At 49.7% G+C, this 23,605-nt stretch carries 22 protein-coding genes; 11 read left to right on the plus strand and 11 right to left on the minus strand.

Annotated elements, in window-relative coordinates:
* Nucleotides 1-19: 19 nt before the first annotated feature.
* Nucleotides 20-487 carry a flavin reductase family protein gene (locus P8O70_07340; protein MDG2196691.1) on the minus strand — a complete coding sequence of 156 codons (468 nt, stop codon included), beginning with the start codon at nucleotides 485-487 and terminating at the stop codon, nucleotides 20-22.
* Nucleotides 488-705: 218 nt separating this feature from the next.
* Nucleotides 706-1,857: a hypothetical protein gene (locus P8O70_07345; protein ID MDG2196692.1), complete on the minus strand. Its 1,152-nt coding sequence runs from the start codon at nucleotides 1,855-1,857 to the stop codon at nucleotides 706-708.
* A gap of 227 nt (nucleotides 1,858-2,084) precedes the next feature.
* Here P8O70_07345 and P8O70_07350 point away from each other — a divergent pair, with 227 nt between their 5' ends.
* Entirely contained in the window at nucleotides 2,085-2,228 is a 144-nt protein-coding gene (locus P8O70_07350) for a hypothetical protein (protein MDG2196693.1), read from the plus strand.
* Nucleotides 2,229-2,528: 300 nt separating this feature from the next.
* Here the strand turns inward: P8O70_07350 and P8O70_07355 are convergent, their stop codons facing one another.
* From P8O70_07355 to hemJ, 7 genes are all read right to left on the minus strand, one after another.
* Nucleotides 2,529-2,681 (minus strand): hypothetical protein, encoded by a 153-nt coding sequence (locus tag P8O70_07355; GenBank protein MDG2196694.1) that lies wholly within the window; start codon nucleotides 2,679-2,681, stop codon nucleotides 2,529-2,531.
* A gap of 121 nt (nucleotides 2,682-2,802) precedes the next feature.
* Nucleotides 2,803-3,234: a nucleoside-diphosphate kinase gene (gene ndk / locus P8O70_07360; protein MDG2196695.1), complete on the minus strand. Its 432-nt coding sequence runs from the start codon at nucleotides 3,232-3,234 to the stop codon at nucleotides 2,803-2,805.
* 120 nt (nucleotides 3,235-3,354) lie between these two features.
* Nucleotides 3,355-3,963 (minus strand): imidazole glycerol phosphate synthase subunit HisH, encoded by a 609-nt coding sequence (gene hisH, locus P8O70_07365; protein MDG2196696.1) that lies wholly within the window; start codon nucleotides 3,961-3,963, stop codon nucleotides 3,355-3,357.
* Nucleotides 3,960-4,544, minus strand: coding sequence for an imidazoleglycerol-phosphate dehydratase HisB (hisB, locus tag P8O70_07370; protein ID MDG2196697.1), 585 nt, complete (start codon nucleotides 4,542-4,544; stop codon nucleotides 3,960-3,962). Before hisB ends, hisH begins: the two co-directional genes overlap by 4 nt.
* A gap of 13 nt (nucleotides 4,545-4,557) precedes the next feature.
* Complete coding sequence (locus P8O70_07375; GenBank protein ID MDG2196698.1) at nucleotides 4,558-6,213, minus strand: hypothetical protein; 1,656 nt, start codon at nucleotides 6,211-6,213, stop codon at nucleotides 4,558-4,560.
* On the minus strand, nucleotides 6,210-6,971 hold the full coding sequence (locus tag P8O70_07380; protein MDG2196699.1) for a hypothetical protein: 762 nt from the start codon (nucleotides 6,969-6,971) through the stop codon (nucleotides 6,210-6,212). Before P8O70_07380 ends, P8O70_07375 begins: the two co-directional genes overlap by 4 nt.
* 1 nt (nucleotide 6,972) lies before the next feature.
* Nucleotides 6,973-7,653, minus strand: coding sequence for a protoporphyrinogen oxidase HemJ (gene hemJ / locus P8O70_07385; GenBank protein ID MDG2196700.1), 681 nt, complete (start codon nucleotides 7,651-7,653; stop codon nucleotides 6,973-6,975).
* A gap of 474 nt (nucleotides 7,654-8,127) precedes the next feature.
* On the opposite strand from hemJ, the gene P8O70_07390 reads away from it, so the two are divergent.
* The 8 genes from P8O70_07390 to hscA all read left to right on the plus strand — a co-directional run bounded on the left by P8O70_07390 (nucleotide 8,128) and on the right by hscA (nucleotide 17,123).
* On the plus strand, nucleotides 8,128-8,715 hold the full coding sequence (locus tag P8O70_07390) for a hypothetical protein (protein ID MDG2196701.1): 588 nt from the start codon (nucleotides 8,128-8,130) through the stop codon (nucleotides 8,713-8,715).
* Between the two features lie 305 nt (nucleotides 8,716-9,020).
* Nucleotides 9,021-10,454 carry a cysteine--tRNA ligase gene (cysS, locus tag P8O70_07395; GenBank protein ID MDG2196702.1) on the plus strand — a complete coding sequence of 478 codons (1,434 nt, stop codon included), beginning with the start codon at nucleotides 9,021-9,023 and terminating at the stop codon, nucleotides 10,452-10,454.
* An 18-nt stretch (nucleotides 10,455-10,472) separates the two neighbouring features.
* On the plus strand, nucleotides 10,473-12,269 hold the full coding sequence (locus tag P8O70_07400; protein ID MDG2196703.1) for an ABC transporter ATP-binding protein: 1,797 nt from the start codon (nucleotides 10,473-10,475) through the stop codon (nucleotides 12,267-12,269).
* A gap of 220 nt (nucleotides 12,270-12,489) precedes the next feature.
* Nucleotides 12,490-12,906 carry an Rrf2 family transcriptional regulator gene (locus tag P8O70_07405; GenBank protein MDG2196704.1) on the plus strand — a complete coding sequence of 139 codons (417 nt, stop codon included), beginning with the start codon at nucleotides 12,490-12,492 and terminating at the stop codon, nucleotides 12,904-12,906.
* Between the two features lie 15 nt (nucleotides 12,907-12,921).
* Complete coding sequence (locus P8O70_07410; GenBank protein ID MDG2196705.1) at nucleotides 12,922-14,136, plus strand: IscS subfamily cysteine desulfurase; 1,215 nt, start codon at nucleotides 12,922-12,924, stop codon at nucleotides 14,134-14,136.
* Between the two features lie 65 nt (nucleotides 14,137-14,201).
* Entirely contained in the window at nucleotides 14,202-14,606 is a 405-nt protein-coding gene (gene iscU / locus P8O70_07415; GenBank protein MDG2196706.1) for a Fe-S cluster assembly scaffold IscU, read from the plus strand.
* A 97-nt stretch (nucleotides 14,607-14,703) separates the two neighbouring features.
* Nucleotides 14,704-15,294: a Fe-S protein assembly co-chaperone HscB gene (hscB, locus tag P8O70_07420; protein MDG2196707.1), complete on the plus strand. Its 591-nt coding sequence runs from the start codon at nucleotides 14,704-14,706 to the stop codon at nucleotides 15,292-15,294.
* Nucleotides 15,291-17,123 carry a Fe-S protein assembly chaperone HscA gene (gene hscA, locus P8O70_07425; protein ID MDG2196708.1) on the plus strand — a complete coding sequence of 611 codons (1,833 nt, stop codon included), beginning with the start codon at nucleotides 15,291-15,293 and terminating at the stop codon, nucleotides 17,121-17,123. The genes hscB and hscA overlap by 4 nt, the downstream gene beginning before the upstream one ends.
* Nucleotides 17,124-17,138: 15 nt before the next feature.
* On the opposite strand, the gene P8O70_07430 is transcribed toward hscA, so the two are convergent.
* Nucleotides 17,139-18,593, minus strand: a complete 1,455-nt coding sequence (locus P8O70_07430) for an NAD(P)H-binding protein (GenBank protein ID MDG2196709.1) — start codon at nucleotides 18,591-18,593, stop codon at nucleotides 17,139-17,141.
* Nucleotides 18,594-18,692: 99 nt separating this feature from the next.
* Nucleotides 18,693-19,691, minus strand: coding sequence for a KpsF/GutQ family sugar-phosphate isomerase (locus P8O70_07435; GenBank protein ID MDG2196710.1), 999 nt, complete (start codon nucleotides 19,689-19,691; stop codon nucleotides 18,693-18,695).
* Nucleotides 19,692-19,819: 128 nt separating this feature from the next.
* Here P8O70_07435 and P8O70_07440 point away from each other — a divergent pair, with 128 nt between their 5' ends.
* Entirely contained in the window at nucleotides 19,820-21,709 is a 1,890-nt protein-coding gene (locus P8O70_07440) for a cation:proton antiporter (GenBank protein MDG2196711.1), read from the plus strand.
* A gap of 26 nt (nucleotides 21,710-21,735) precedes the next feature.
* Nucleotides 21,736-23,580: a cation:proton antiporter gene (locus P8O70_07445; protein MDG2196712.1), complete on the plus strand. Its 1,845-nt coding sequence runs from the start codon at nucleotides 21,736-21,738 to the stop codon at nucleotides 23,578-23,580.
* The last annotated feature ends 25 nt before the right edge of the window (nucleotides 23,581-23,605 follow it).

Here is a 23,605-nt window from a genome sequence, read left to right on the forward strand (position 1 = left end):
TCCTTTCTCAATTTCCATATTATAGCGTCGCATAACGGCTCCGATAGTAAAGTAGAGGTTGACCCTCAAACGCTTGACAATCCAATACTTCTGCCAGCAACAGGACGTGATCGCCTCCACCGTATTCCTGCCAAAGTCGACATGTGAGCACTGCCAGGCAGCCTGACAAAAGCGGTTGACTCGCAGGCTCAGGTAACAAAGGCCAATCCATGAACGGCTGCCGATGCTCGTCACTGGCAAAGTGATTTGATAACTCCTGTTGATCCACTGACAAGATGTTAACAGCGTATCCACCAGCTCGCCGGATGTGCTCTCCCATTAGCGAACTCCGCTGAAGCGCAAAGGAGACCAGAGGAGGCTCCAGCGAAACCGAGGCGAAGGAGTTGATCGTTACCCCGTATTGCTCTCCCTCTGGTGTGCGAGTCGTGATCACCGTGATTCCTGTGGCGAACCGACCGAAGACCTGGCGCAGGTCCTTGGAATCCATGAATGTCAAACAGTTTGGCAGAAGGGGATAAAACCAGCCTAGCGGAAAATAAAGCGCTTGGCTAGTCCGAGTTCAACGAGACACAGCTATCTTAGATCACTCGCTGCAACAGGTGGGCAAATTTGTGGAAATCTGTTCAAAAGGCAAAAAAAAACGGGATCGTCCGCCGAAACGAACAATCCCGTTTTCTAGGATACCAAATTCAGCTTAACTGAATCTTAGAAACCGTAGTTCCACGAAGCGCCAAGCGCTGTACCAGAACCACCTTTGCCATCAACGTCAGATGAAGCAGTTGAAGTACCAGCACCCAGTTTCAATGTGACATTCTCAACGAAGAATGGCGTGTTGTAGGATGCATTGATTCGGGTAACCTTGGTTTCGTCTGTCTCTGCACCATCTCCAAGGATGTTGAATGATGCTCCAACTGAGCTTCCACCACCCAGTGCAACTTCTACGTACCCGTTCAGAGTGCTTGGTGTTGTTTCCGTATCGCCGTCTTTGGTGGTCTTACTTGTGTAGCCAAGACCAACTGTAGCAGCACCAGCAGCCACATTACCCATCAACTGGAAACCAGCATCTGACTTATCAAGTGTATCGGTTCCACTTTTTTGTGGGCTGAAACTCAATGTGTAGAAAGTAGCAGATATGTTCACACTGCCCAAGCCAGCTTTGATCACTGGGCGAATACCAGTCACGTTAGTATCTACTTTGTTACCGCCTGTCTGGGTCACGGCATAAGCATTTCCATCAGGCGTTCCCGCCGCAATCGATTCTGCAGAATCACCGTTCACCTTCATCCAAGGCACTGCCGCCTCGAGTTTAATATCTCCTGCATCCACGTTAGCTTGAATTCCCTGAAAGCCAGCGATCGTGATGTGCTCAATATTCCCCACTGCAAAATCACTAGCTTGGAAATTGCCCATACCACCAGCGTAGTTCTCAGAGCTTCCAAACTGGCCAACCTTCACTGTCAGAGTTTTGTTGGCACCCTGAATGTAAACATCTCCGTAACCCATTGTTCCAGTGATGTCAGAAAGGTCTGCGAAGGCCTTGATGGAGTTGTCTCCTGAGGTGGCAGTTCCTGTCATCTCAAAACTGACTTTTCCAGCTTTTTCATCATCTTTCAGGAATTCGAAAGCATAGCTTGCACCATCACTAACTGCGCTTGTCAACTTTGCGTTGACATCACCAATGTAGGTATCCTGATTAGTGGTCGTGTCACCACCATCTGGGGTTGAACTCTCCATCTTCATACCAACAACGACTTCACCGGTCATCGCTAAATTGCTGCCATGACCTCCAGCAAAACTAGGGGCTGCCAATGCGGCGGAAGCGAGTGCGGCCAACATCAGGCTTTTAAACTTTTTCATACTACTCCTTACAAAGTTAGGAATCGGTTGGTTGCCCGCCCCGATCGCCTGGCAGCAGGGGACAAGCAGTCAACTTTCGTCGACATCTTTAAAAACAGGTGCTTTGGGCCGGCCTTGCAACTGTAAGTGAATGCCGAAAAAGGAGAAGCGAAATCAGCCTCTTGCCAATGTGGCTTTCCGTTTTCCGGGCTCCTTGACTTACATGCTACAATGTTCGTGCCAAGCACATGTTTTTTCTTTTAAAACCAGAAAATCGGTCGAAAGACGAAGCCAACGCAAGGGGGCCAAGGAATCTGGCGCTTGGACAGGCTGTCCAAGGCGTCTGTCATCTTTCCGAGCTTGCCCACATCCCACGGGCTCGTCCCGCCTGATCGATTCTGCTGGCAGCGACCTCGCTGGAACTGCGCGAACAGAACGCGCCCAATCCCTTTCGTCCGTGCTCCTCGCAAGCGTACGACAAGGATTAGACCACAAAGATGGAAGGTATCTTGGATTCAAGAGAAAGGTCAAGAGGTATTCAGACAAGCTGATTTCTGACAAAATCATTTTTCTGAATTACCGCCAAACTTTTTATCAGAACACAAGAAAAACCTGCGGGTGCAGGCGGACACTCTCCATCTTTTTCAAATTCCCAGAACGACAGCATCCCTCCATGGGATTCAACCAAGGAATCAGTTACCCTGCTGCTGCAGGTTCTTTGGGTACCGGTCTCGATCAATGTCGGGCAGAATCGGCAGCAATACCGCAACGGAGAAGACTCCTACGGCAATGCTGACGACTACTCCAACAAAGAGGAGGCGGAATGCTTTTTTCGTTTCGGTCATATGGTTCTGAAACAAATATGATTAATGAAATTCAAATTCTGAGCCGGCAACCTAGCGAAATCTGGATGAGAAAACCAGTCCTTTTCCATCAGAATTGGGAAAAAATCTCACCGGAGAAACATCAATCTGCACTGTTGACAATCTCTGTTTCCGCAAAGAAGTAGGCAATCTCTGTCGCTGCTGTCTCTGGGGCATCAGAACCATGGACTGTGTTCTCTCCAATGCTCAGGGCGAAGTCCTTGCGAATCGTTCCCTCTGCAGCTTGGGCTGGGTTGGTGGCACCCATCACATCACGATGACGATTGATGGCGTTGCCACCTTCCAACACACTGACCACAACAGGCCCCGAGCTCATGTACTCGGTCAACTCTCCGTAGAAGGGGCGTCCTCGGTGCACTGTGTAGAAGCCTTCGGCTTCACGCAGAGAGAGGTGCAGCATCTTGGTTGCGACAATCCGCAGGTCGTTGGCTTCAAAGCGAGAAAAAATCTGGCCAATCAAGTTACGCTTGACGCCATCGGGCTTGATGATCGAGAGAGTTCGTTCCAGTGCCATGCTGCCTTTCGGGTTGGCCGTTATAATGGAAAAGACTGCCCAGATGGGCGGTCTTGTGAGTAATTTTTAGTAGGTTGGTTGTCCAAGCAACTTCTGTCGAAGCTACTGGAGAAGCTGCGCTTAAGTCAAGGTGCAGAAATTTTGCAGTAGCTGCAGACCTGCCTGCTGGCTCTTCTCCGGGTGAAACTGCACCCCCCAGACGTTATCTTTGCGTACAACCGAGGCAAAAAGATAGCCGTACTCCGTCTCACCCAGCACCACCTCTGGATCATTTGGTCGCAGGTGGTAGGAGTGCACGAAGTAGAAGTGACCGCGGTCACACAATCCCTGAAATAATGGATCTGGCTTGCGGAACTCGACCTCGTTCCAGCCAATCTGTGGAATCTTGAGTTGGTGCTGAAAGCGCTGGACTTCTCCAGCAATCCATCCCAGACCCTTGTGCGGACCGTCTTCTTGACCCAACTCCATCAGCAACTGAGCGCCAACACAGATCCCCAATAGCGGAGTGCCAGACTGGACCTTCTCCTCCATCACCTCCAGCAGTCCAGAATCACGAAGATGCTGCATCGCTGGGCCAAAGGCACCCACTCCAGGGAAGAGAATTCGATCTGCTTGACGGACAGCTTCCGGCTCTTCCACGATCGCAACTGGCAACTTCAGGTAATCCAGGGCGTTTTTGAGGTTGTGCAGATTACCGACTTTGTAGTCGATGATCACACTCAGGCTCACAGCACGCCCTTCGTTGAAGTGACACCAGCGCGTCTTGGGTCCAGCTCCGTGGCTTGCCGTAAGGCCCTGGCGAAGGACTTGAACAGCCCCTCACATTTGTGGTGGTCATTCTCACCGTACAGGATTGCCATGTGGAGAGTGGTCTTCGAGGCGATCGCAAAGGACTTGAAGAAGTGTGGAATCATCTGGGTGTCCAGTGCACCGATTGCTGGCTGACGAAATTCCCCCTGGAATACAAAATCTGGCCGACCACTCAAGTCCAGCACAGTGCGCACCAAGGCCTCGTCCATCGGCACATACATCTGACCGTAGCGAACGATGCCCTGCTTGTCTCCCAGCGCTTCAAGAACGGCAGCACCCAAGGCCAGAGAGATGTCCTCGACCGTGTGGTGACAATCTACCTCCAGATCTCCCTCGCACTGAAGCTCCAGATCAAACAAACCATGGAATGCCAACTGCTCCAGCATGTGATCCAGGTAGCCGATACCGGAGCGCACAGCGACCCTACCGCTGCCATCCAGGTTGATCGTCAATTGGATTTTGGTTTCGCGCGTATTTCGTTGTTTGCTGACTTGTCGCATTGTCGGCTTTGATTCAGAAGGAATAGTAGACTCGACTGGCGAAGTGCGTGGCAGAACCAGTCCCACCTGTGGAAGGCTGGTAGTCATCGTAGCGAAATGCCTTTCCTTGGCGGAAGAAATTCAACTCTAGGTCCCAGGTTACAAAGTCCCGCAACTTCCAGGAGAAAGTGTTGTCCCATTCGATACCGATGTGGGTCGCTTTCCCACCTGATGATGTCATCACCGGATTCACGTGGTCCAGGTAGTAGAGCCCAGCCTCATAGAATGTCTCCGAGGCCTCGACAGTGAATCGATAGCGAGCACCAAGCATTTGGGTGTTAGCGATCGTATGGCCCAATCCAGTTCCACTCTTCCAATCTGGACTACCACCGTTGAAGTAGAAGTTTGTTCCTCGATATGTACCCGGAACGATTTCGTGGAAGGCACGGATGCTTCGCTGGTAGTTCTGACCCGTGTTGTCGATGGCTCCACTATCTTCCAGTTGTTCATCACCACTGACATAAAGAAACAGCCCCGTTACCTGATGATTATCCCAGAGATAGGACAGTTCATGCTCCGTTGCCACTCCAGCTACAGCGTAACTTCCCAGTGACTGCCCATAATCGTTGTTGGCACCCAAGCTGTAGTAGGTACGATTCCCTTGGTTGCCAAGCAAGTCGGAGTACCAACGCCAGCTCGGAGTGTTCCACGTGAAACGCACCCCATAATAGTCCTGGCTGGTCGCATCGAAATGGACTGGAGTACAATCCTGTCCTCCCACGACTGCCTGACGTTTCAACTCTGATGAGCAGCTATTAGTATTCGCAAAGCTGGTACCCCGCAAGCGATCCAAATCTCCGTTACTGAGTCGAAATCCGGGGGCGTTGTTGCGCCCAAGTGGAATATTCCGCTCTGTGTAGATGATCCGGAAAACCTCGACACGCATCACGTTCTCAGGTTGTCCAGCTGCATCAAGTTCATAAAAAAGTGGATAGTCCAAGGAGAGGGTGTACAGCCAGTCTGCTGTATCATCCTGCAGCTTCAGAGCACCGGCTTCATAACAGAAACTACCTGCTGTGCACTGCTGAGCGATACCGGTCAACAGTCCGCTGAAGACTTTGCCACGACGATCACCGAGACGAAGTTCCTGCTTCCCGACACGTAACTGATCACGAGGGTTGGCACGAAACTCCAGGTAGGCCTGGCGAGCCACCAGATCAACGTCCTGCGAGTCAGGCGCATTTGGGCGATCTGCTGGTGGACGCAAGTCAGCATTGTTGAAAGGAGCCTGGGCTGTTGCCAACTCAAGCTGAATCGAAGCTGAGCGGTGTGCGGTTGAGCGCAGAAAGACCCTCAGATCTTGCTCAAAGGAGAGCGTGCCTGCATTTGGGAAACCTGGTGGAGTTTCCGGCTCTGAGCTCGCATCAATCCATCGATTACGGAGTCGGTAGGAGCCACCGACTTCAAGGACTGGGGTGTAAGTGGGGCGCTCTTCAAGCTCTTTATAGTCTCCCTTCTCGAGGGGAATAAAGTTGCTCTGGGCCCAGAGGGGGGTGTTCAGTGAGAGCAGGCAACCACTGGCAAGCAGCAAGCGGCGAAGAAAAAGAGAGATATACACGTTGAATTCAGAGATAGCGAAAAGCGGAATGGTAGGTTTCTGGTCGGTAGGAAACCGACCGGAATACGTCATTGTAGGCTGAGCTTGAGATTGGCGACCAACTTGATCGCTTCAGCCCGAGTGGTTGGTTCAGCAGCGAATTGCTCGAAATTCTGCACCATCTCTTCCAGCATCTGCTGGCGGACGGTGCGTGAGGTTTCTCCTTCCATTGTCTCACGGAACCAGGCAAGCCAAGCTCGTTGCTCAGCTGGCATTGAACCCATCATTTCTTTGCGACCACGTTCCAACAGTTCATCTAAGCGCTTGGCATCTGAGTTTTCACGAGACTTCTGTACCAACTGACTGAGCAATTCACGTCTGCGATCTCCACGGGAATCACGATATTGCTGTTCGATACGGATCATCTCAATTTCACGCAAGTAATTCTGTGCTGAATCATACTCAGCTGCTGAAACCGGAACTGCCCGAAATTGGCGGCTGGCATCCGCATAGCGTTGCTCTTCGTAGGCGTCTCGCCCTCGTTGGTAAGGAACACGACGGATCATGGCCAGTGAGCGATTGTACAGCGCAGACTCTGGAGGAACTTGTCGGAAGGATTCAACTGCGCCTGTGTATTCTTTCTGCTCAAATAGGCGCATACCCTGCTCGAAGTGTTGGGCTAGGCGCTGTTGGCGTTCAGCTTCACTTTCGAACAGACCACTGCAATTGCTGAGTAGCAGGGCCAGCAGCAGAGTTCCCAACAGGCGTCGCATTGGAACGATCCAATTCATGATCAGATTGTGTTTTAGGGTTTGCGGTAGGGAGAGAACAACGGTATTTCGCTGAAGCATCTCAAAGGGCTACGCTCTTTCGATGGCGCGCATACCATCGGATCGTCACCAAGATGGAGATTGCTAACAATACTAGGACTATCAGCAGGACCGTCCAAGATAAGAGATCTTTGAGTACAACGACGAAAACGATCGCTACCAGCAACAGCGCAGGCACCTCATTGAACATACGCAGCAGGCGTCCGTTCCAGTGGCAAGTGCCTTCCTCCAGTTGTCTTCTTAGTCGCCCACAGTAGAAGTGATAACCAACAAGCAAAACCACCAAGCCCAGCTTGGTATGGATCCATGGCGGCAGGCCAATGTAGAGCAACATCAGCGTACCAAAAATCATTGTGATGCACAGCCCAGGCCACGTAATTGCGTACCAAAGACGGCGTTCCATGATCGTAAATTGCTCTTCTAGAATCTTTCGTTCCTGCTCTGGGCGACGGGAAGCTTCCTTGTGATAGATGAACAGCCTTCCAATATAAAACAGCCCCGCAAACCAGACTACCACACCGATGATGTGGATGGCCTGAATGTACAAATAACTCGACTGGCCAAATTGATCAATGCTCTGGCTGATTGCATCATACTCATCCTGAAACCAGAGCCATTCTCCCAGGCCTGCAAAATCGCGATAGAACGCTCGGATAACCAGCAGTCCGACAATTGGGATCGCCAGCATAAAGAGGTACACCATATGAAACTCATGACGGTGATGAAAGAAACAGTTTATTGCGTGAGGTTGCGCTCAAGCAAAATCGCTTTCAAGCGGAAAATCAGTCAAGATTTTGTAACTTTTCTATGCAGCCTCCTTTGGAACCAGCCTTGCAGCCTCCTGTGTACATTCTAGAGGTATTCAGAATTCGGTCGCTACTGGGCTTTGCGGCCTAGCCAACACACAATTTCTGTCTGTCACATGTCAGCTTCTTGCCCTGTAGCCACTGCCTTTAATCTTCTCGAAAAAACAACCTCTTCTGTAAATCTTGCAAGTTGGGAGGGGGATCGTTAGAGAAGATGTGCTTTGTACATTAATCATACGGTCCGTGGAAGGCGTAAAACGATTCTTCTACGGAAAACCATCTTTGCATACAATCATGTCTCTCCTCTCTTGTAAATTTTCCAGAGGGGAACGGACCCCAGCCCAATAGTGGTGATGCACGGGGAAGAAAACATGCCCCATCTGGACGCTGCCAAACCTCCGGATAATTCTTCTTCAACTTACCAGGTAAGCCCCTACACACGTGGACTCGCAGAGTGTCTGCAGATGCTGGAGCGATCCAACCTGACTAGTGGACGTGACGAACAAACGCTGAGACATCTCCTCTGCAACCTGTTGCAGGGACGAATTCTAGAGCATTTGCGACAGCGACTGATTGAGCATTTCGAGTTGGATCAGAACGATTCAGGGGAGCGGATTTCTTTGCTGCTGATTGATGTTTTCAAAGAGGAAATTTTTGGCACCTTCCGACGTCGGATCGAGGAACAGCCTGAATTGCTGACACAGATTGCTCAGGAAATTGTCGCCACAGAGACACAAAGTGGTCAAGAGTTACCAGAACAGACCAAGCAACTCTACGAACACATTCTCCAAAAGCATCTGGGCTACTCTGATCTTAGCGCAATCCTGCGAATTTTGCAGGCAGATGAACGCCTGGAAAATCTAATTTTAACCTCTATGCTACACAAGAATGGGATGCACTCCCCCAAGAGTTCCTGCCCAGACAAGTCTAATTTCTTGAAGTTCCCCCGCCAGAATTGATAAAAGAGATTGCCAGATCACCATTCGCCACAGGAAGCAGGCGAACAGCGATAGCAAAAATACGGAAGTGCAGCTTAAAACCAGCCTTGCAATCATCAAGGTCACACCTCCTAAAAGTTCAAAGCTTGGCGATCTACGATGGCATCTGGATGGAGTTGGATCTTCTATCCCAAATGGATTCAATGTACTAAATCAGCCCTCTGGTCGCCGTGTACCATTCCTGCCTTCGACAAAACCTGACAACTTTCTGTTCTCAGTCGTAAACTACCTAATTTTTGACTGCAGCAAACTTTAGCAACAAGCCCATGTCCCTTCGCCTAACCAACAGTCTGAGTAGACAAAAAGAAGACTTTGAAACCGTGCTGCCAGGTCATGTTGGTCTCTACGTCTGCGGTCCCACAGTTTATGGTGATCCTCACCTAGGCCATGCCAAGACCTATGTCAGTTTCGATGTGATCGTACGCTACCTACGGTTTTGTGGCTACACGGTAACCTACATCCAAAATATCACGGATGTAGGTCATCTAGTTGGAGATGAAGACGATGGTGCTGACAAGGTGCTGCAAAAAGCCCGGGAAATCAACCGTCAGCCGATGGCGATTGTAGAGCACTACACCTGTCGGCACTTTGCGATGATGGACCGTTTGCAGGTTCAGAGACCTGATATCTCACCGCGGGCAACAGGGCATATTCCGGAGCAACTACAGTTGATCGAAACACTACTTGCTCAGGGGAAAGCCTACGAACGGAATGGGTCGATCTACTTTGACGTTTCTCAGGACTCTGAATATGGTATTCTCTCCGGTCGCAAGGGAGAAGATATGCTGGGTGGTACTCGGGTGGCTGTGCGTAGTGAGAAAAAAGATCCTCGGGACTTTGCGCTCTGGAAGCATGCGGAACCTGATCATCTGATGCGTTGGCGAGACTGTCTGGGCCAAGAAGGATTTCCTGGATGGCATACAGAATGTGTTGCGATGAGCACACGCTACTTGGGCAATGCCTTTGACATTCATGGTGGAGGCATGGATCTCAAGTTTCCCCATCATGAATGTGAGCTAGCCCAGGCAAGAGTACTTGGCCATGACTACGCACGCTACTGGCTGCATGCCAACCTCCTGACGATCAACGGGCAGAAGATGGCCAAATCTCTAGGAAATTTCATTACACTGGAAGACGCGTTTCAGACAAACAATCCATTGGTGGTCCGCTACTTCATTGTTGCTGGACACTATGGTTCTGTGCTGGACTTCAGTGATTCTGCCCTGCAAGGCGCAGAGACTTCCCTACAGCGCCTGCAACAAACCGTTAGAGCCCTACAGCGCGAGGTTCCCACAGATTTTTCTGCCCCTGGCCAGCATCTTCAGCAGTACCGCGAGCGATTCTGTGAGGCAATGGACGATGACTTCTCCACACCACAAGCCCTTGCCATACTCTTCGAATTGATCCATGAAGTCCACCGCCTGCTTCAGCAAGAAAATACTGCAACAGAAGTGTTCGCTGATGCACTGAACCTGTTCCAACAATTAGCTGGGGATGTCTTGGGACTGCTCCCAGAGACTGAGTCAATCACTCACAGTCCAGAATTGCTTGAGCAGACCATCAATTTACTTCTAGAACTACGTCGTGACTTCCGTCAGCAGAAAGACTTTGTTCGAGCAGATCTGATCCGCCAACGACTCCAGGAACTAGGAATTGAGCTACAGGATAGCAAGGACGGCACTACCTGGGAAATTCCCTAAATCTTTAAATAAAGCTGCATGAGTTCCTGGACCCCCTCACACAAAAACATCTATCTTCGCTTGTGGCGTCTGATCTCTCCCTTCAAGGGATGGGTTCTTTTCAGCATCATCTGCATGGGTGGCTACAACATTTTCTCTGCAGCCCCGGCCTACTACGCCAAGGATATTGTTGATGCACTGGCCTACGGTGACAAACCAGAGCTCAGTCAATTTTTTCTAGTGGGATTTGGCCTAATCCTGATTTTCTTCTTCAAAGGTGCCTTCCACTTTGGAAACAACTACGGGTTGGGTCACCTAATCCAAAAATTGTTAACCAGGCTGCGGCAGGATCTCTTCGATCACCTACTCACACTCAGTTTTTCCTTCTACTCTCGCTCCAAAACTGGCGACTTGATGTCGCGCTTCACCAATGACCTCAACACCTTCCAGAATACGTTGCATGTTGGAGTGACCGGACCTTTTCGTGATTTCCCACAGATATTCTTACTACTCGGTCTAATGCTCTACCGTAGCTGGGAATTGTCACTCACCACGCTGGTCATCATTCCGATCGCGCTTTACTTCATTCAAATATTTGGCAAGCGCAACAGCGAGGCTGTCAATGACCGTCAACTTAGTTTCAGTGACCTAAGTACTCTGTTGATGGAGACAATCTCAGGGATTCGTGTTGTCAAGGCCTTCGGGATGGAAAAATACGAATCACAGCGTTTTGATAGAGCCAATGAGCGACTCTATGACAACCAAATGCGATCCATTCTGATTAGCTCTTATTCCACGCCCGTCATCGAAGTGATTGGAGCTGCCGCTGGAGCAACTATCGTTGCGCATGGTGGTTACCTGATCATTCACGGACAGATCACAGCAGGTGACTTTACTTCGTTTATTCTCAGTTTCTTCATGCTCAATGATCCGATCAAAAAATTAAATGGTTTCAATTTGCGACTTCAAGAGGGTGCTGCCTCGATCAGGCGCATTTTTGAAATTATGGACACTGAAGCAGAGATTGTCTCTCCTCCCAACGCCGTCAAGTTGCAGCGCTTTGAAAAAGGTATCGATCTGAAAATCGACCGCTTTCAGTACCCACTGGCCGAAGAGCCAACACTGCAAAACATTAATTTATACGTTGACCGTGGAGAAGTTGTTGCCCTGGTTGGCAGCAGTGGTTCTGGCAAAACCACAATGGTCAATCTACTGCCACGTTTCCATGACATTGATGAAGGCACCATTCGTATCGACGGCCATGATCTGCGAGAACTGGATTTGCACAGCCTACGCTCCCAAATCGCAGTAGTGACCCAAGAAACGATTCTATTCAACGACAGCATTGCCAACAATATCACCTATGGTCACCCTGAGTGTTCCCAAGATCGGATGATCGATGCAGCTATCGCTGCCAACGCTCACCAGTTCATCCTCCAACAACCCCACGGCTACGACACAATGATCGGAGAAAAAGGTGTCAAGCTGTCCGGAGGACAGCGCCAGCGTCTCTCGATTGCCCGTGCCTTGGTCAAGGACGCTCCTATTCTGATTCTTGATGAGGCTACTTCGGCTTTGGATTCTGAATCGGAAATTGAGGTCCAGCAGGCTATCGAACGCCTGATGCAGAATCGTACTACAATCGTGATTGCTCATCGCCTCTCAACTATCCGACATGCCCATCGTATTTGCGTGATGGAGAAAGGTCAGATCATTGAAATGGGCTCTCACGATGAATTACTTGCTCTAGGTGGACGCTACGAACAACTACATCAAATGCAGTTTCGGGCTCATTTTGCCGACTACGCTGGTGCAGCCAAGATCACTACTTCCTGATTTCCAACCACTATGTTCAAAAAATATACTGAACATCGAGGAGATGTTTCACGTGAAACATCTCGCTGGTTTTCCTTCATTTAGCCTAGTGTTCCACGTGAAACATTCGGCTGCCAGGTGATCTTTTCCAGCAATTCGTACCAGATCAATACGAATTCTTACTTGAAAAGCGTACCAAGCCAGTGCTATTTTAGAAAAAACTAATTTTTTCGGATACCCTATGCTTCGACTCTCGAAAAAAGTAGATTACGCCATCATTCTGCTAAGCCACCTAGGCGAGGCCTCTGGGCCGATTAGCGCTCAAGAGGTGTCTTCTCACTATCACCTACCGCAACCAATGATTGCTAATATATTGAAGCAGTTAGCAGCATCACAATTGGTAGAAAGTACACGTGGAGTACAAGGCGGCTACGTGCTACAGCGTCAAGCTGACCAAATTTCCCTCGCAGAAATTGTTAGGGTTATTGATGGCCCCTTCAACTTTGTCGAGTGTGCTCACAAAGCCTCAGAATGTCGAGTCTCCGCTACCTGTCCAACCCAGACTCCCTTGCAAGCGCTGCATGGTCGCTTGTATGAGTTTATGGAGTCAGTCACCTTAGAAAACTTGATCCAGCATCATGAATTGCAACCTGTTTGATAATGAGAAAGACTCATGAAATTCCCCATCTATCTTGATTACAATGCTACCGCTCCTACTGATCCACATGTAGTAGAAGCCATGATGCCATATTTCACTCAAACGTATGGCAACGCAGCGAGCCGGAATCATCAATTCGGCTGGGAAGCTGAACAAGCAGTAGAGAAAGCGCGTGATCTGCTTGGTGAAACCATTGGAGGTGGCGGGCGAGAGATTGTTCTTACCAGCGGCGCAACGGAGTCCAACAATCTGGCTATTCTAGGTGTAGCAGATTTCTACAGTGAGAAAGGCCGACACATCATCACCAGTCCTATTGAACACAAGGCCGTGATTGACCCCTGCCAAGCGTTGGAACAGCGTGGTTATGATGTGACCTTTCTAGATGTCGATGATGATGGCTGTATTTCTCTAGAGCAACTAGAAAAGTCGATTCGTCCCGATACGATTTTGGTGTCCTTGATGGCCGGCAATAACGAAATTGGCACACTCAACCCTTTGGAAGAAATTGGCAAGATCACTAGAAAGCATGGAGTACTCTTTCACACAGATGCTACCCAGGCGGTTGGGAAGATTCCATTAAACGTCGAGCAGATGAATATCGACCTGCTTTCCTTCACCGCACATAAGATGTACGGTCCCAAGGGTGTGGGTGCACTCTATGTTCGCCGCAAGAGACCAAGAGTGCGCTTGTCTCCTATCATGTTCGGTGGTGGACATGAGCGCGGGATGCGCTCTGGCACTCTGAACGTACCTGGTATTGTTGGTTTTGCCAAAGCACTCGAACTCTGCCGTGATGAAATGGAATCTGAAGCAGAACGACAGACCGCCCTGCGTGAGCGTTTACATCAGCGACTGCAAGCCGAGCTGGATCACATCAAGCTCAATGGCCACCCAACCCAACGACTGCCCAACAATCTCAACGTCAGTTTTGGCTACGTTGAGGGTGAGAGCCTAATCATGGGAATCAGCGATATTGCAGTTTCTTCCGGCTCAGCTTGTACCTCTGCTAGCCTTGAACCTTCCTATGTGCTCAGAGCGCTTGGTGTGGGAGATGACCTAGCACACTCTTCCATTCGCTTTGGGGTGGGCCGCTTCACCACCGAAGAAGAGATCGACTACACAGCGGACAAAATGATCTTCGCTGTCAAGCGGCTACGAGACATGTCCCCACTTTATGAAATGGTTCAGGAAGGTATTGACCTCTCGACCGTCAACTGGACACCACATTGATCAAAATAGACAATGAACCCATAAATTTTCTGAACTAGCCTTCCCACTTAACAAGGAGACGCAAGATGGCATACAGTGAAAAAGTAATTGACCACTACAATGATCCACGCAACGTAGGTAGTTTCATGAAGAGTGATAACCAAGTTGGTACTGGGCTAGTCGGAGCACCTGAGTGTGGAGATGTGATGAAACTGCAGATCAAGGTGGAAAACGAAAAGATTGTCGATGCGAAATTCAAGACCTTCGGCTGCGGTTCTGCAATTGCCAGCTCTAGCCTGGCTACTGAATGGGTCAAAGGCAAAACATTGGATGAAGCACTAGCGATTCAGAACACCGAGATCGTGGAAGAACTTTCCCTACCTCCCGTCAAAATCCACTGTTCTGTACTGGCCGAAGATGCCATCAAGGCCGCTATTCAGGATTATCGAAAGCGACAAGAGAACTCCTCAGAATCTTCTGCTTCTGCCTGATTGTATCTGAAGGAGACTCACCGATGAGTCTCCTCACCCACACTAGCTTTCTTACCTGATCTACTCCATGCCCTTTTGTTCTCACTGTCAGAATTCTTTGCAGAGTGCGCTCTGGTGTGGTGCCTGTCAGCAGCTACAGTCCAGCGGGTTACAGGCTGATTATTTTTCGGTTTTCGGTCTACCACCGCGCTATGATGTGGACTTAAAATCTTTGGAACAGATTTACCACGAGCTTGCTGCCGAGTTGCACCCTGATTTCTTCGCGGTGGCACCAGCTGCCGAGCACCGACTCAGTGAGGGCTTATCTGCTCGGCTCAATCAGGCATGGCAGACCTTACAAGACTCAACAGCACGCGCCCAGTACATCATGGGGGTCTGGAAATCAAAGACACCCACTCATGAGCGCGACCTCCCGACTGGATTTTTGCAGGAGATGTTTGCGTTGCAAGAAGAACTAGAGGAATTGCTGGAAGCCAAAGATCAGCAAGCACTGGCAACGAAACATGCAGATTTTCTGCAGCGCCTGAATGACCTGCAACATAACTATCAACAGCAACTGATAGAACTGAAAGGAAATACACCTGACACCACGTTCTGCAAACAAATCCAGCAACAACTGAATGCTGAGCGTTACCTACTACGACTGCTGGAACGCTGTTCATCCACATCCTCAGAAACGGATCTATGACAGAACGTATCATCGGCATTGACCTCGGCACGACCAACAGTCTTGCCGCAACCGTCTTCGATCAGGTGGGACCGGAGGTCATTACTGAACCTGGACAGACCCCGATCATTCCCTCTGTACTGACGATGCGTGAGGGAAAATGGCTTGTGGGCCAAGAGGCGCTGATCAGGAGTCTACAAAATCCTACGCAAACACTGCACTCGATCAAGCGCTTGATGGGGCGTAGCCTTGAGGAAATTCCTGTCGAAGAACAGGCTCAACTTCCCTACCAACTACGATCTGGTGAACGTGGGCAAGTTCTGGTCTGTTTAGGCGAACAGGCTTTCACACCACAAGAAATTTCTGCTGAGATTCTCAAGGCAGTTAAGTATCGAGCAGAAGCAATCCTTGGTGAGAATTTACAGAAAGCGGTAATCACCGTTCCAGCCTACTTCGACGATGTTCAACGACAAGCTACTAGAGATGCAGCTCGCCTTGCCGGACTGGAAGCTTTGCGGATTCTCAATGAACCTACTGCGGCAGCGATTGCCTATGGCTTGGATGAGCGTAAGGATGGGAAAATTGCCGTCTATGATCTGGGTGGTGGCACCTTTGACATCTCACTCCTCCAGTTGACCGGAAAAATCTTCAAAGTGATTGCTACCAATGGCGATACTCGTCTGGGAGGAGACGATTTCGACCAAGCTATCGTTGGTGAACTTATGCTTCGGATTCTGCAGGAATTTACTGATGCAGAGCTTCACTCTCCCTTGGCTCGCCAGGTTTTACGACAAACTGCGGAGACAATCAAAATTAGCCTCAGCCAGAGTAATGAAATAGAGTATGCTATTTCAATTGAAGACCAATCCTGGTCTCATCAGGGTTCATTCACAACGATTGAGCTTCAACCACTCTTGGCACCAGTGATCCAACGAACACTACAACGCTGTCAGCAAGCTTTGGATCAGGCAGGATGGAAGGTCGAAGAGCTAGATGAGGTGGTTTTGGTCGGTGGTTCCACAGTCGTCCCAGAAGTACGTCGGCAAGTGCAACAGTTTTTTGGCCGAGCCCCACAAGTGGCAATTGACCCCTACAAGGTGGTTGCACTGGGAGCAGGAATTCAGGGGCACTTACTCGCAGGCGGGAGAAGAGACTTCCTACTGCTGGATGTGATTCCTCTGGCGTTGGGCATCGAAACGGTTGGAGGGACCTTCAGCAAATTGATCACAGCTAACACCACCGTGCCAACGGAGGCTAAGGAACTCTACACGACCCACGCTGACAACCAGACTGCCATTGAGATCAACATCCATCAGGGTGAACGAGAGCTAGTTCATGATTGTCGTTGTCTCGGGCGCTTCAAATTGAGAGGCATTCCTGCAATGAAAGCAGGTCTACCTTTGGTTGAAGTAACTTTCCGGGTAGACGCCAACGGAATCCTAACCGTTTCTGCCCTGGAAAAACGTAGCCAGACTGATGCCTCTATTGAAGTGATTCCTTTCCATGGGCTCACCCAGCAAGAGATCGATGACTTACTGGAAGCATCTTATGACCATGCGGTTGAGGACTTTACTGCCCGTCAGTTGATCGAATTTCGCCAAACTGCAGAGCGGGTTCTACAGGGTATCGAGATGCACTGGACTATTGCGGAAAAAGCACTGGCTCAGACAGACTGCACTGCAATTCGCCAGCAAATGGAGATTGTACGCCAGCGGATGGAAGGACAAGATCCTCAGGTACTTAAATCAGAAATGGATCGACTTGGAGATTTGACTCGATCCCTGGCAGATACAGTGATGGGACAGGCTGTTCTTTCAGCCTTGCAGGAAAAAGAAACAACTCCTGTCTGAAAAAAAGACAGATCATCACTCTGCAGATCGCTCAGCGTTGGTATCAACAACTAGTGAAGCCTCACACATTCTCGCCAGATGTCGCTCAAAAGCATTCATCACAAACAGATGAACGACCGCTTGTGTTGTGTTGTAGATGTACCACGGCAGGCTTGGGCAAAAGTCGTGAATCGCGGCAATAACATACTTGCCATCAAACACCTCTCTAAACTCTAGACGTCCTTCCGGACTTTCTCGGGTGTCAGCAAGCAATCCTCCAATGATGTCAAGCACTGTACGATGCTCATCACCACCTTGACACAAACGCAAGTCCAGTAGTGGAGTTGAGAGAAACCGCAAACAGAAGAGCACCCTTCTATCCTCCAAAACATCACAGCGTAGAAACGGCTTAAGAAATTGAGGCAGCCAGCGTACATATTCCTCCAAAGCCCAATGGGCATCTTTACCCGGAGGTAACGGCAGTCGCTGAACGGAGCGCACTCGACGCTGCTCACGGATCATCTGCTGGTCCTCTCGCCTCAATTCCTGACGTGGATTTTGTAGCGGAAAGCCATGCTCGTCCATTGACGCAGCCACCGATTCCCGAAATGTTACCGCAGAACTGACGAGCTGATCCTGTAATCGATTCGATTTGGCTCGCAGATCATGGCGCAGACTATCGACTAGTGGGCTGACCAGCGCCTGTGAACTGTTGCTGATAGTAGAGACCCAGCGCTTAGAGATCCCCAAAGTCACAAAGGGGAATGGGAACATCCAACGATTTTTTCCCATCTCTTCAGCAGTGATCTGCATCATGTCTTTGTAGGTCATCAAGTCAGGGCCACCAATATCGAAGGACCCTGAGTACTCTCCTGGCTCCCCCAAACACAGTTTGACCGCCTTCAACACATCCTGAATCGCAACTGGCTGGGTTTGGGACCAGGTCCAGGTTGGCAATCCCATTATGGGTAATCTGCGAACAAGATTGATCAGAATTCGCAAAGAAGAACCTCCTGGCCCAACGATCACTCCACAGCGCAATGCAGTGACTGGTAATCCAGACGCCTGCAAAACCTGCTCGACTTCATAGCGACTGGAAAGATGCTGTGATGCCTCTTCACGCTCATCATCTGGCATCAACCCCCCCACATAGAGAATCTGTTTCAGTCCAGCAGCTTTGGCTCCCTGAGCAAAGTTGTCTGCTAAGAGCAGATCCAAGTCCTGAAAGGATGCCTGAGTCAGCCGAGAGGAGGGTACCATCGAGTGAATCAAGTAGATCAGGTAATCCGTGCCCTGCAGGGCCTGCTCGACAGAGGAAGCCGAGTAAGCATTACAATGAACCCACTGCACAGGATCATTCCGATCAGGATGAGAGAGTTTATAGGCGGATCGTGTCAATCCTCGAACAGTGAACTGTTCAAGCAGACTATTGCAGATTGCAGTTCCGACGAAGCCAGTAGCACCGGCAATCGCTACCACGGCCTGGGACATGACAAACTCCTTTACAAAGACAGATTGGTAGGCTAGACAAAATTTAGGACTTCATGCTAACAGTAAGCTCCACAATCTGTCTAATCGAAAGCAGGAGAATCAGATGCCCACACGGAGAATATCGTAGAGTTGTACAGCACCACAAACACGGTTGTCCAAATCGGTGACCACTAGCGTCAAAACTGAGTTTTCCTGCATCAACTCCTTGGCGGCCAAGGCCATGCTATCGTGGTCAACTGTCAGAGGATCTGTGCGCATCCAGTCAGCAATAGGCCGGGGCCAATCTACATTTGGATCGTGTGTCGGATCTTCCAGTAATCGCGAGAGGTCTCCATTGCTGAAGACTCCCAACAAATTTTGGTCTTCATCAACAATGATCAATAACCCCAAACGCTTGTGGGCCAATTCAACCACTCCCTGACGTAAGGAGAGATCTGGAGCCGCCAAAGGTAGGCGATCCTTGGGAAGCATGACGTCCTCTACTCGAGTCAGCAGACGACGACCCAGCGCACCCTGTGGGTGATAGAGTGCGAATTGTTCTGGTGTGAATCGCCTCCGCTCCATCACACACAGTGCAAGGGTATCTCCTAGGGCCAGCAGCGCCGTTGTGCTAGTAGTTGGGGCCAGGGACAAGGGGCAAGCCTCTTTCGGTACCTGACAGCTGATGTGCAAAGCCACCTGCGTTGCCAATGGTGAGCTCGGATCGCGAGTAATTGAAACTGTTTGACAACCAATCGACCGCAAGGAAGGAAGTAGCTGAAGCATCTCCTCGGTCGTGCCACTGTTGCTCAGCAGAATTACCACATCTTGACGAGCAACTACCCCCAGATCTCCATGAACTCCCTCACCAGGGTGTAAGAACAGAGAAGGCGTTCCTGTACTTGATAAGGTAGCAGACAACTTCCTTCCGATATGTCCACTTTTGCCCATACCGGTGACGACGACCTTCCCTCGACAGGCCAGCAACCACTCCACTGCTGTAACAAAATGCTCATCCAACTGGGCTTCCAGAGCTCTCAGTCCATCCTGCTCAATTCTAAGAAAACCCCGTGCTGAATTGAGTATATTTTGGGATGTTTCTATCTTACTGTTTGTCATCACCAGAATGTTGTCAGAAAAAATTATTGATTTATTTGCAAGAAAACTTGAATGGACCAGAAACTTATCAGTATAGTGTTGCCCGTTATAGAATTTTACAAACCCTCAACCTTTCGCTGGAGATTCGCATGCTGGAAAGAGGATTCACGCGGACCCTGGCCGCCCTTGTGATGATTGCCTTACCGGCAGTCACCTGGGCTGCTGGCAGTGGAGAAAGCTCCGGGCCGGGCAGCCTGGTAGTACCTCTAGGAATGATGCTCTTGGGAGCAACCGTACTCGCCATTCTGCTGAGCTATGTCAAGCAGTCAAGCCTACTCGCCTTCATTGGTGTAGGTGCCATCGGTGGATTTTATGCCAAGTCTATTGGTGCTGGAGATGAATTGATCTCCAGGGAACTGATGAGCGCCTTCATCGATATTGGGATCATCCTGCTGCTCTTCATGGCTGGAATGGAGGTTGACATCAAAGGCATGATCAAGCGTTGGCAATTGGTACTGATCAATGGTGCTGGCCAGATCTCCCTTCTACTAATCGTCAGTATGGGACTGGGTGTCGCTTATATTGGGATTGGTGCGGACACCTTCGGTGATGGTTGGTTTGCCACTCTCATCTACTTTGGCCTCTGTTTGACTCTCTCTTCGACCATTCTCGTAATTGGTACGCTGAAGAAAACAGGGCAGATGGAAACTCTGCATGGCCAAATCGCGTTAGGACTGATGGTGCTCCAGGATGTTGTAGCAGTTGTCGCCTTGGCAATTCTGCTGAGCCTAGATCCGAGCCGTGAAGGTGGGGGTTCTTTGGGCCTTGAAGTTGCCATGATTTTCTTAAAGATGGCGATCCTAATTGTCATTCTGTACTTCTTCACCAAGTACGTCCTCAATGCGATGTTCAAGTACTTGGCTCGCTCTTCAGAATTGCTCTTTATTGGAGCCCTCGGCTACGGCATGGGTGTTGGTGGACTTTGTGAGGTTGTTAGCTTCTCTTCTGGAATCGGCGCCTTCTTCGCTGGAGCCACACTGGCAGCGCTACCCTACCGCCACGAGATTGAGGACAAGGTGGAACCTTTAAAGGCATTCGGGGTTATTCTGTTCTTCATCGCCCTCGGCTTTGACCTGCCTTTCCTTGATGGTGCAGCCATCGTTAGCGGGCTCTCTACTGGTGTTGTGTTGACCCTATATCTGGTGATCCTGACGATTCCACTGATGCTGTTCCTGGGTTATGTTTCGAAAATGAAAGGAAGAGCAGCGTTCATGATTGGAGCTATTATTAATCAAAGCTCTGAATTTTCCTTGATGCTTGCTGTCCTTTGTCGACAGTTCGGTATTTTCAATGATGAACTGTTTATCATTGTCACACTAGTAGTATTGCTGACCTTCTTCCTCTCCTCACTTGGACACCAGTTCTTGGATCCAATGTATCAGGCCGCCCGTAGTCGCTTACTCTTCATGGATAAGCGAAGTATGGAAGAAGAAGAGGAACATGAAGAATTGGAGATGGAAGACCATGTTGTCATTCTCTCCTTCAATGAACTCTCGATGGAGATTGCTGACTTCTACAGTCAAAATAATCAGAAGGTTCTGCTACTGGATCTTGATCCGGACATTACCGACTACTTCAAGAAAAACCACTCTAACTCCAATATTGTAGCCAAGTACGCAGACATGCAGGATCCTGATGTTTGGGAGCACTTCGCCTTCGAAAAAGCTCACATTGTCATTTCCTGTCTGGACGAGGGGCAAGAAGCTGAGATCGGCATTTGCCATTACCTGCATGAGAAAAGTGACCATGTGCCCTTCCTGGCAGCGACTAGCTCACACGAAGAAGCACTGGAGTTGTATGAGGCAGGTGTCCGCTACGCAATCCAGACTGAATACCTGGCTTCGAAAAGCTTCCGAGACATCTTTGCTCAGGAAATGGCTAAAGATCCGAAAGACGCCTTCCGAGATCTTGGGAAGGAACATTTCGAACAAACCAAGCAGATCCAAGAAGGCATGGGCAATATCTTCAGTTTGGTCTGATTTCTTCTACCCCTCTAGCAGAGAGAATGACTATGAACCTTTGGCAAAAACTACGCACTTCCTTGGGAGTGCTCTTCATCACACTCTTCGTGATGGCCACGCCTGTCTACGCGGCAGGTGGTGGAGCCCTGATTATGTCCCTTGGCTTGCTGCTTGGTAGCGCAATGCTGATCTCGATGGTCCTGACTCGCTTCAATCAGCCAATTCTTCTCGCTTTTGTAGTGGCGGGTGCTGTGGGTGGATTGGTAGCTGGTAGTGAAGCAGCAATGGCAATCGCCAACGGCCCTCTGATCGAAGGCTTTGCTGAAATTGGTATCGTTCTACTACTCTTCATGGCGGGAATGAGTGTCAACCTGCGAGAGATCACGAACCGCAGCAAATTGGTACTCTACAACGGTATCGGCCAGTTGGTAGTTGTGATGGTCGTGATGCTATTATTGGCTGGGGGCATCATCAATGGTATTGGTACCGAAGGTCTCTTCTTCGTTGCTATTTGCCTCTCCCTATCATCAACTCTGGTGGCCCAGAGCGCCCTAAGCTACTCTGGCTCAGAAGGATCGCTGCACGGTCAGTTGGCTGGTGGAATCATGCTGCTGCAGGACTTGGTAGCTGTGGTTGCGATTGTCCTGCTGGAAGGCCAGATGCGTGATGCTGGTGGTATTACAGGCATGGGGATGGCGTTCATCAAGATGCTAGTTCTGATGGCAGTCTTATCTTCGCTATCCCGCTACGTTCTGGAGAAAGTTTTCAAATTCCTCAGTGAGTCACCGGAACTGATGTTTGTCACCGCGCTGGGCTACTGTATGGGGGTAGCAGCTGTGTGTGATACTATGGGCTTCTCCCAGGAAGGTGGTGCGTTCTTCGCCGGTGTCTTCCTCGGAATCATTCCGCAGAAACTGGAAATTGAGGATAAGGTCAATCCACTGAAAACCTTTGGGGTGATTCTCTTCTTCCTTACCTTGGGTTTCCGTATGGTCACACTGGAACCTGGAGCAATGGGTAGTGCCTTCAGCATGGCGGTTGTGCTTGCGGTCATCGTATTGGTTATCAAACCAGTTGCCATGTTGATCACAGGTTGGGCCACTCGTCTTAAGGGACGTCCCGCATTTTTACTGGGTGGTACAATCAATCACTGCTCGGAATTCTCCTTGATCATTGCATTGATCTGTCGTGAAACTGGTTTGTTCAGTGACTATGTCTTCGCGCTAGTTACCTTGACAGTTCTGTTCTCAATGTTCTTTGCAGCGATCAGTCATCTCTACCTAGGTACTCTCTACAACATGCTGCGTGGCTCATTGCGCTTCATTGACAAGCGAAGTTCCAACTACGAACTGGAAGGAGATTTTGCACTTGAAAATCATGTAGTGGTTCTCTCTTACAATGAGTTAGCTGCTGAGATCGCAGGGCACTACGCAGAGAAAGGTGAGAAGGTTCTGATGATGGACTTGGATCCAGAGATCACGGAGTTCTTCCAAAAAAAAGAGGGATCAAATATCGTCCCACTTTATGCAGATATGGAAGATCCAGATGTCTGGAAGCAGTTTGCTTTTGAGAAAGCGAAAGTTGTCGTCTCCTGCCTTGTTGAGGGACAGGAAATGGAGTTGGGCATTGCGGCTTACTTGGCTGAGCATGCTCCGGACACACCATTTATCGCAACTACTTCCTCTCACGATGAAGCACTGGAGCTTTACGAAGCAGGTGTACGCTACGTGATTCAGACGGATTTCCTCGCTTCGAAGAGCTTCCGCAAAGTCTTCGAGGAAGAGATGGGCAAGAGTACCAAGGAGGCCTTCCTGCAAAAGGGCAAGGATCACTGGGATGCTACCCGCCAGATCCAAGAAGAACTCGGAGCCATCTTCAAGTTCGTTTAATCCCTCCACCGGGTGTTGCTCCAGC

The sequence above is a fragment of the SAR324 cluster bacterium genome (assembly GCA_029245725.1).
In the GTDB taxonomy this organism is placed as follows: Bacteria; SAR324; SAR324; order SAR324; family NAC60-12; genus JCVI-SCAAA005.

Excerpts from the sequence above, each read along its gene's own strand:
- P8O70_07340 (MDG2196691.1), bottom strand. The coding sequence starts at position 487 with ATGGATTCCAAGGACCTGCGCCAGGTCTTCGGTCGGTTCGCCACAGGA.
- P8O70_07345 (MDG2196692.1), bottom strand. The coding sequence starts at position 1,857 with ATGAAAAAGTTTAAAAGCCTGATGTTGGCCGCACTCGCTTCCGCCGCA.
- P8O70_07350 (MDG2196693.1), top strand. The coding sequence starts at position 2,085 with ATGTTTTTTCTTTTAAAACCAGAAAATCGGTCGAAAGACGAAGCCAAC.
- P8O70_07355 (MDG2196694.1), bottom strand. The coding sequence starts at position 2,681 with ATGACCGAAACGAAAAAAGCATTCCGCCTCCTCTTTGTTGGAGTAGTC.
- ndk (MDG2196695.1), bottom strand. The coding sequence starts at position 3,234 with ATGGCACTGGAACGAACTCTCTCGATCATCAAGCCCGATGGCGTCAAG.
- hisB (MDG2196697.1), bottom strand. The coding sequence starts at position 4,544 with ATGCGACAAGTCAGCAAACAACGAAATACGCGCGAAACCAAAATCCAA.
- P8O70_07375 (MDG2196698.1), bottom strand. The coding sequence starts at position 6,213 with ATGACGTATTCCGGTCGGTTTCCTACCGACCAGAAACCTACCATTCCG.
- P8O70_07380 (MDG2196699.1), bottom strand. The coding sequence starts at position 6,971 with ATGCTTCAGCGAAATACCGTTGTTCTCTCCCTACCGCAAACCCTAAAA.
- hemJ (MDG2196700.1), bottom strand. The coding sequence starts at position 7,653 with ATGGTGTACCTCTTTATGCTGGCGATCCCAATTGTCGGACTGCTGGTT.
- P8O70_07390 (MDG2196701.1), top strand. The coding sequence starts at position 8,128 with ATGCCCCATCTGGACGCTGCCAAACCTCCGGATAATTCTTCTTCAACT.
- cysS (MDG2196702.1), top strand. The coding sequence starts at position 9,021 with ATGTCCCTTCGCCTAACCAACAGTCTGAGTAGACAAAAAGAAGACTTT.
- P8O70_07400 (MDG2196703.1), top strand. The coding sequence starts at position 10,473 with ATGAGTTCCTGGACCCCCTCACACAAAAACATCTATCTTCGCTTGTGG.
- P8O70_07405 (MDG2196704.1), top strand. The coding sequence starts at position 12,490 with ATGCTTCGACTCTCGAAAAAAGTAGATTACGCCATCATTCTGCTAAGC.
- P8O70_07410 (MDG2196705.1), top strand. The coding sequence starts at position 12,922 with ATGAAATTCCCCATCTATCTTGATTACAATGCTACCGCTCCTACTGAT.
- iscU (MDG2196706.1), top strand. The coding sequence starts at position 14,202 with ATGGCATACAGTGAAAAAGTAATTGACCACTACAATGATCCACGCAAC.
- hscA (MDG2196708.1), top strand. The coding sequence starts at position 15,291 with ATGACAGAACGTATCATCGGCATTGACCTCGGCACGACCAACAGTCTT.
- P8O70_07430 (MDG2196709.1), bottom strand. The coding sequence starts at position 18,593 with ATGTCCCAGGCCGTGGTAGCGATTGCCGGTGCTACTGGCTTCGTCGGA.
- P8O70_07435 (MDG2196710.1), bottom strand. The coding sequence starts at position 19,691 with ATGACAAACAGTAAGATAGAAACATCCCAAAATATACTCAATTCAGCA.
- P8O70_07440 (MDG2196711.1), top strand. The coding sequence starts at position 19,820 with ATGCTGGAAAGAGGATTCACGCGGACCCTGGCCGCCCTTGTGATGATT.
- P8O70_07445 (MDG2196712.1), top strand. The coding sequence starts at position 21,736 with ATGACTATGAACCTTTGGCAAAAACTACGCACTTCCTTGGGAGTGCTC.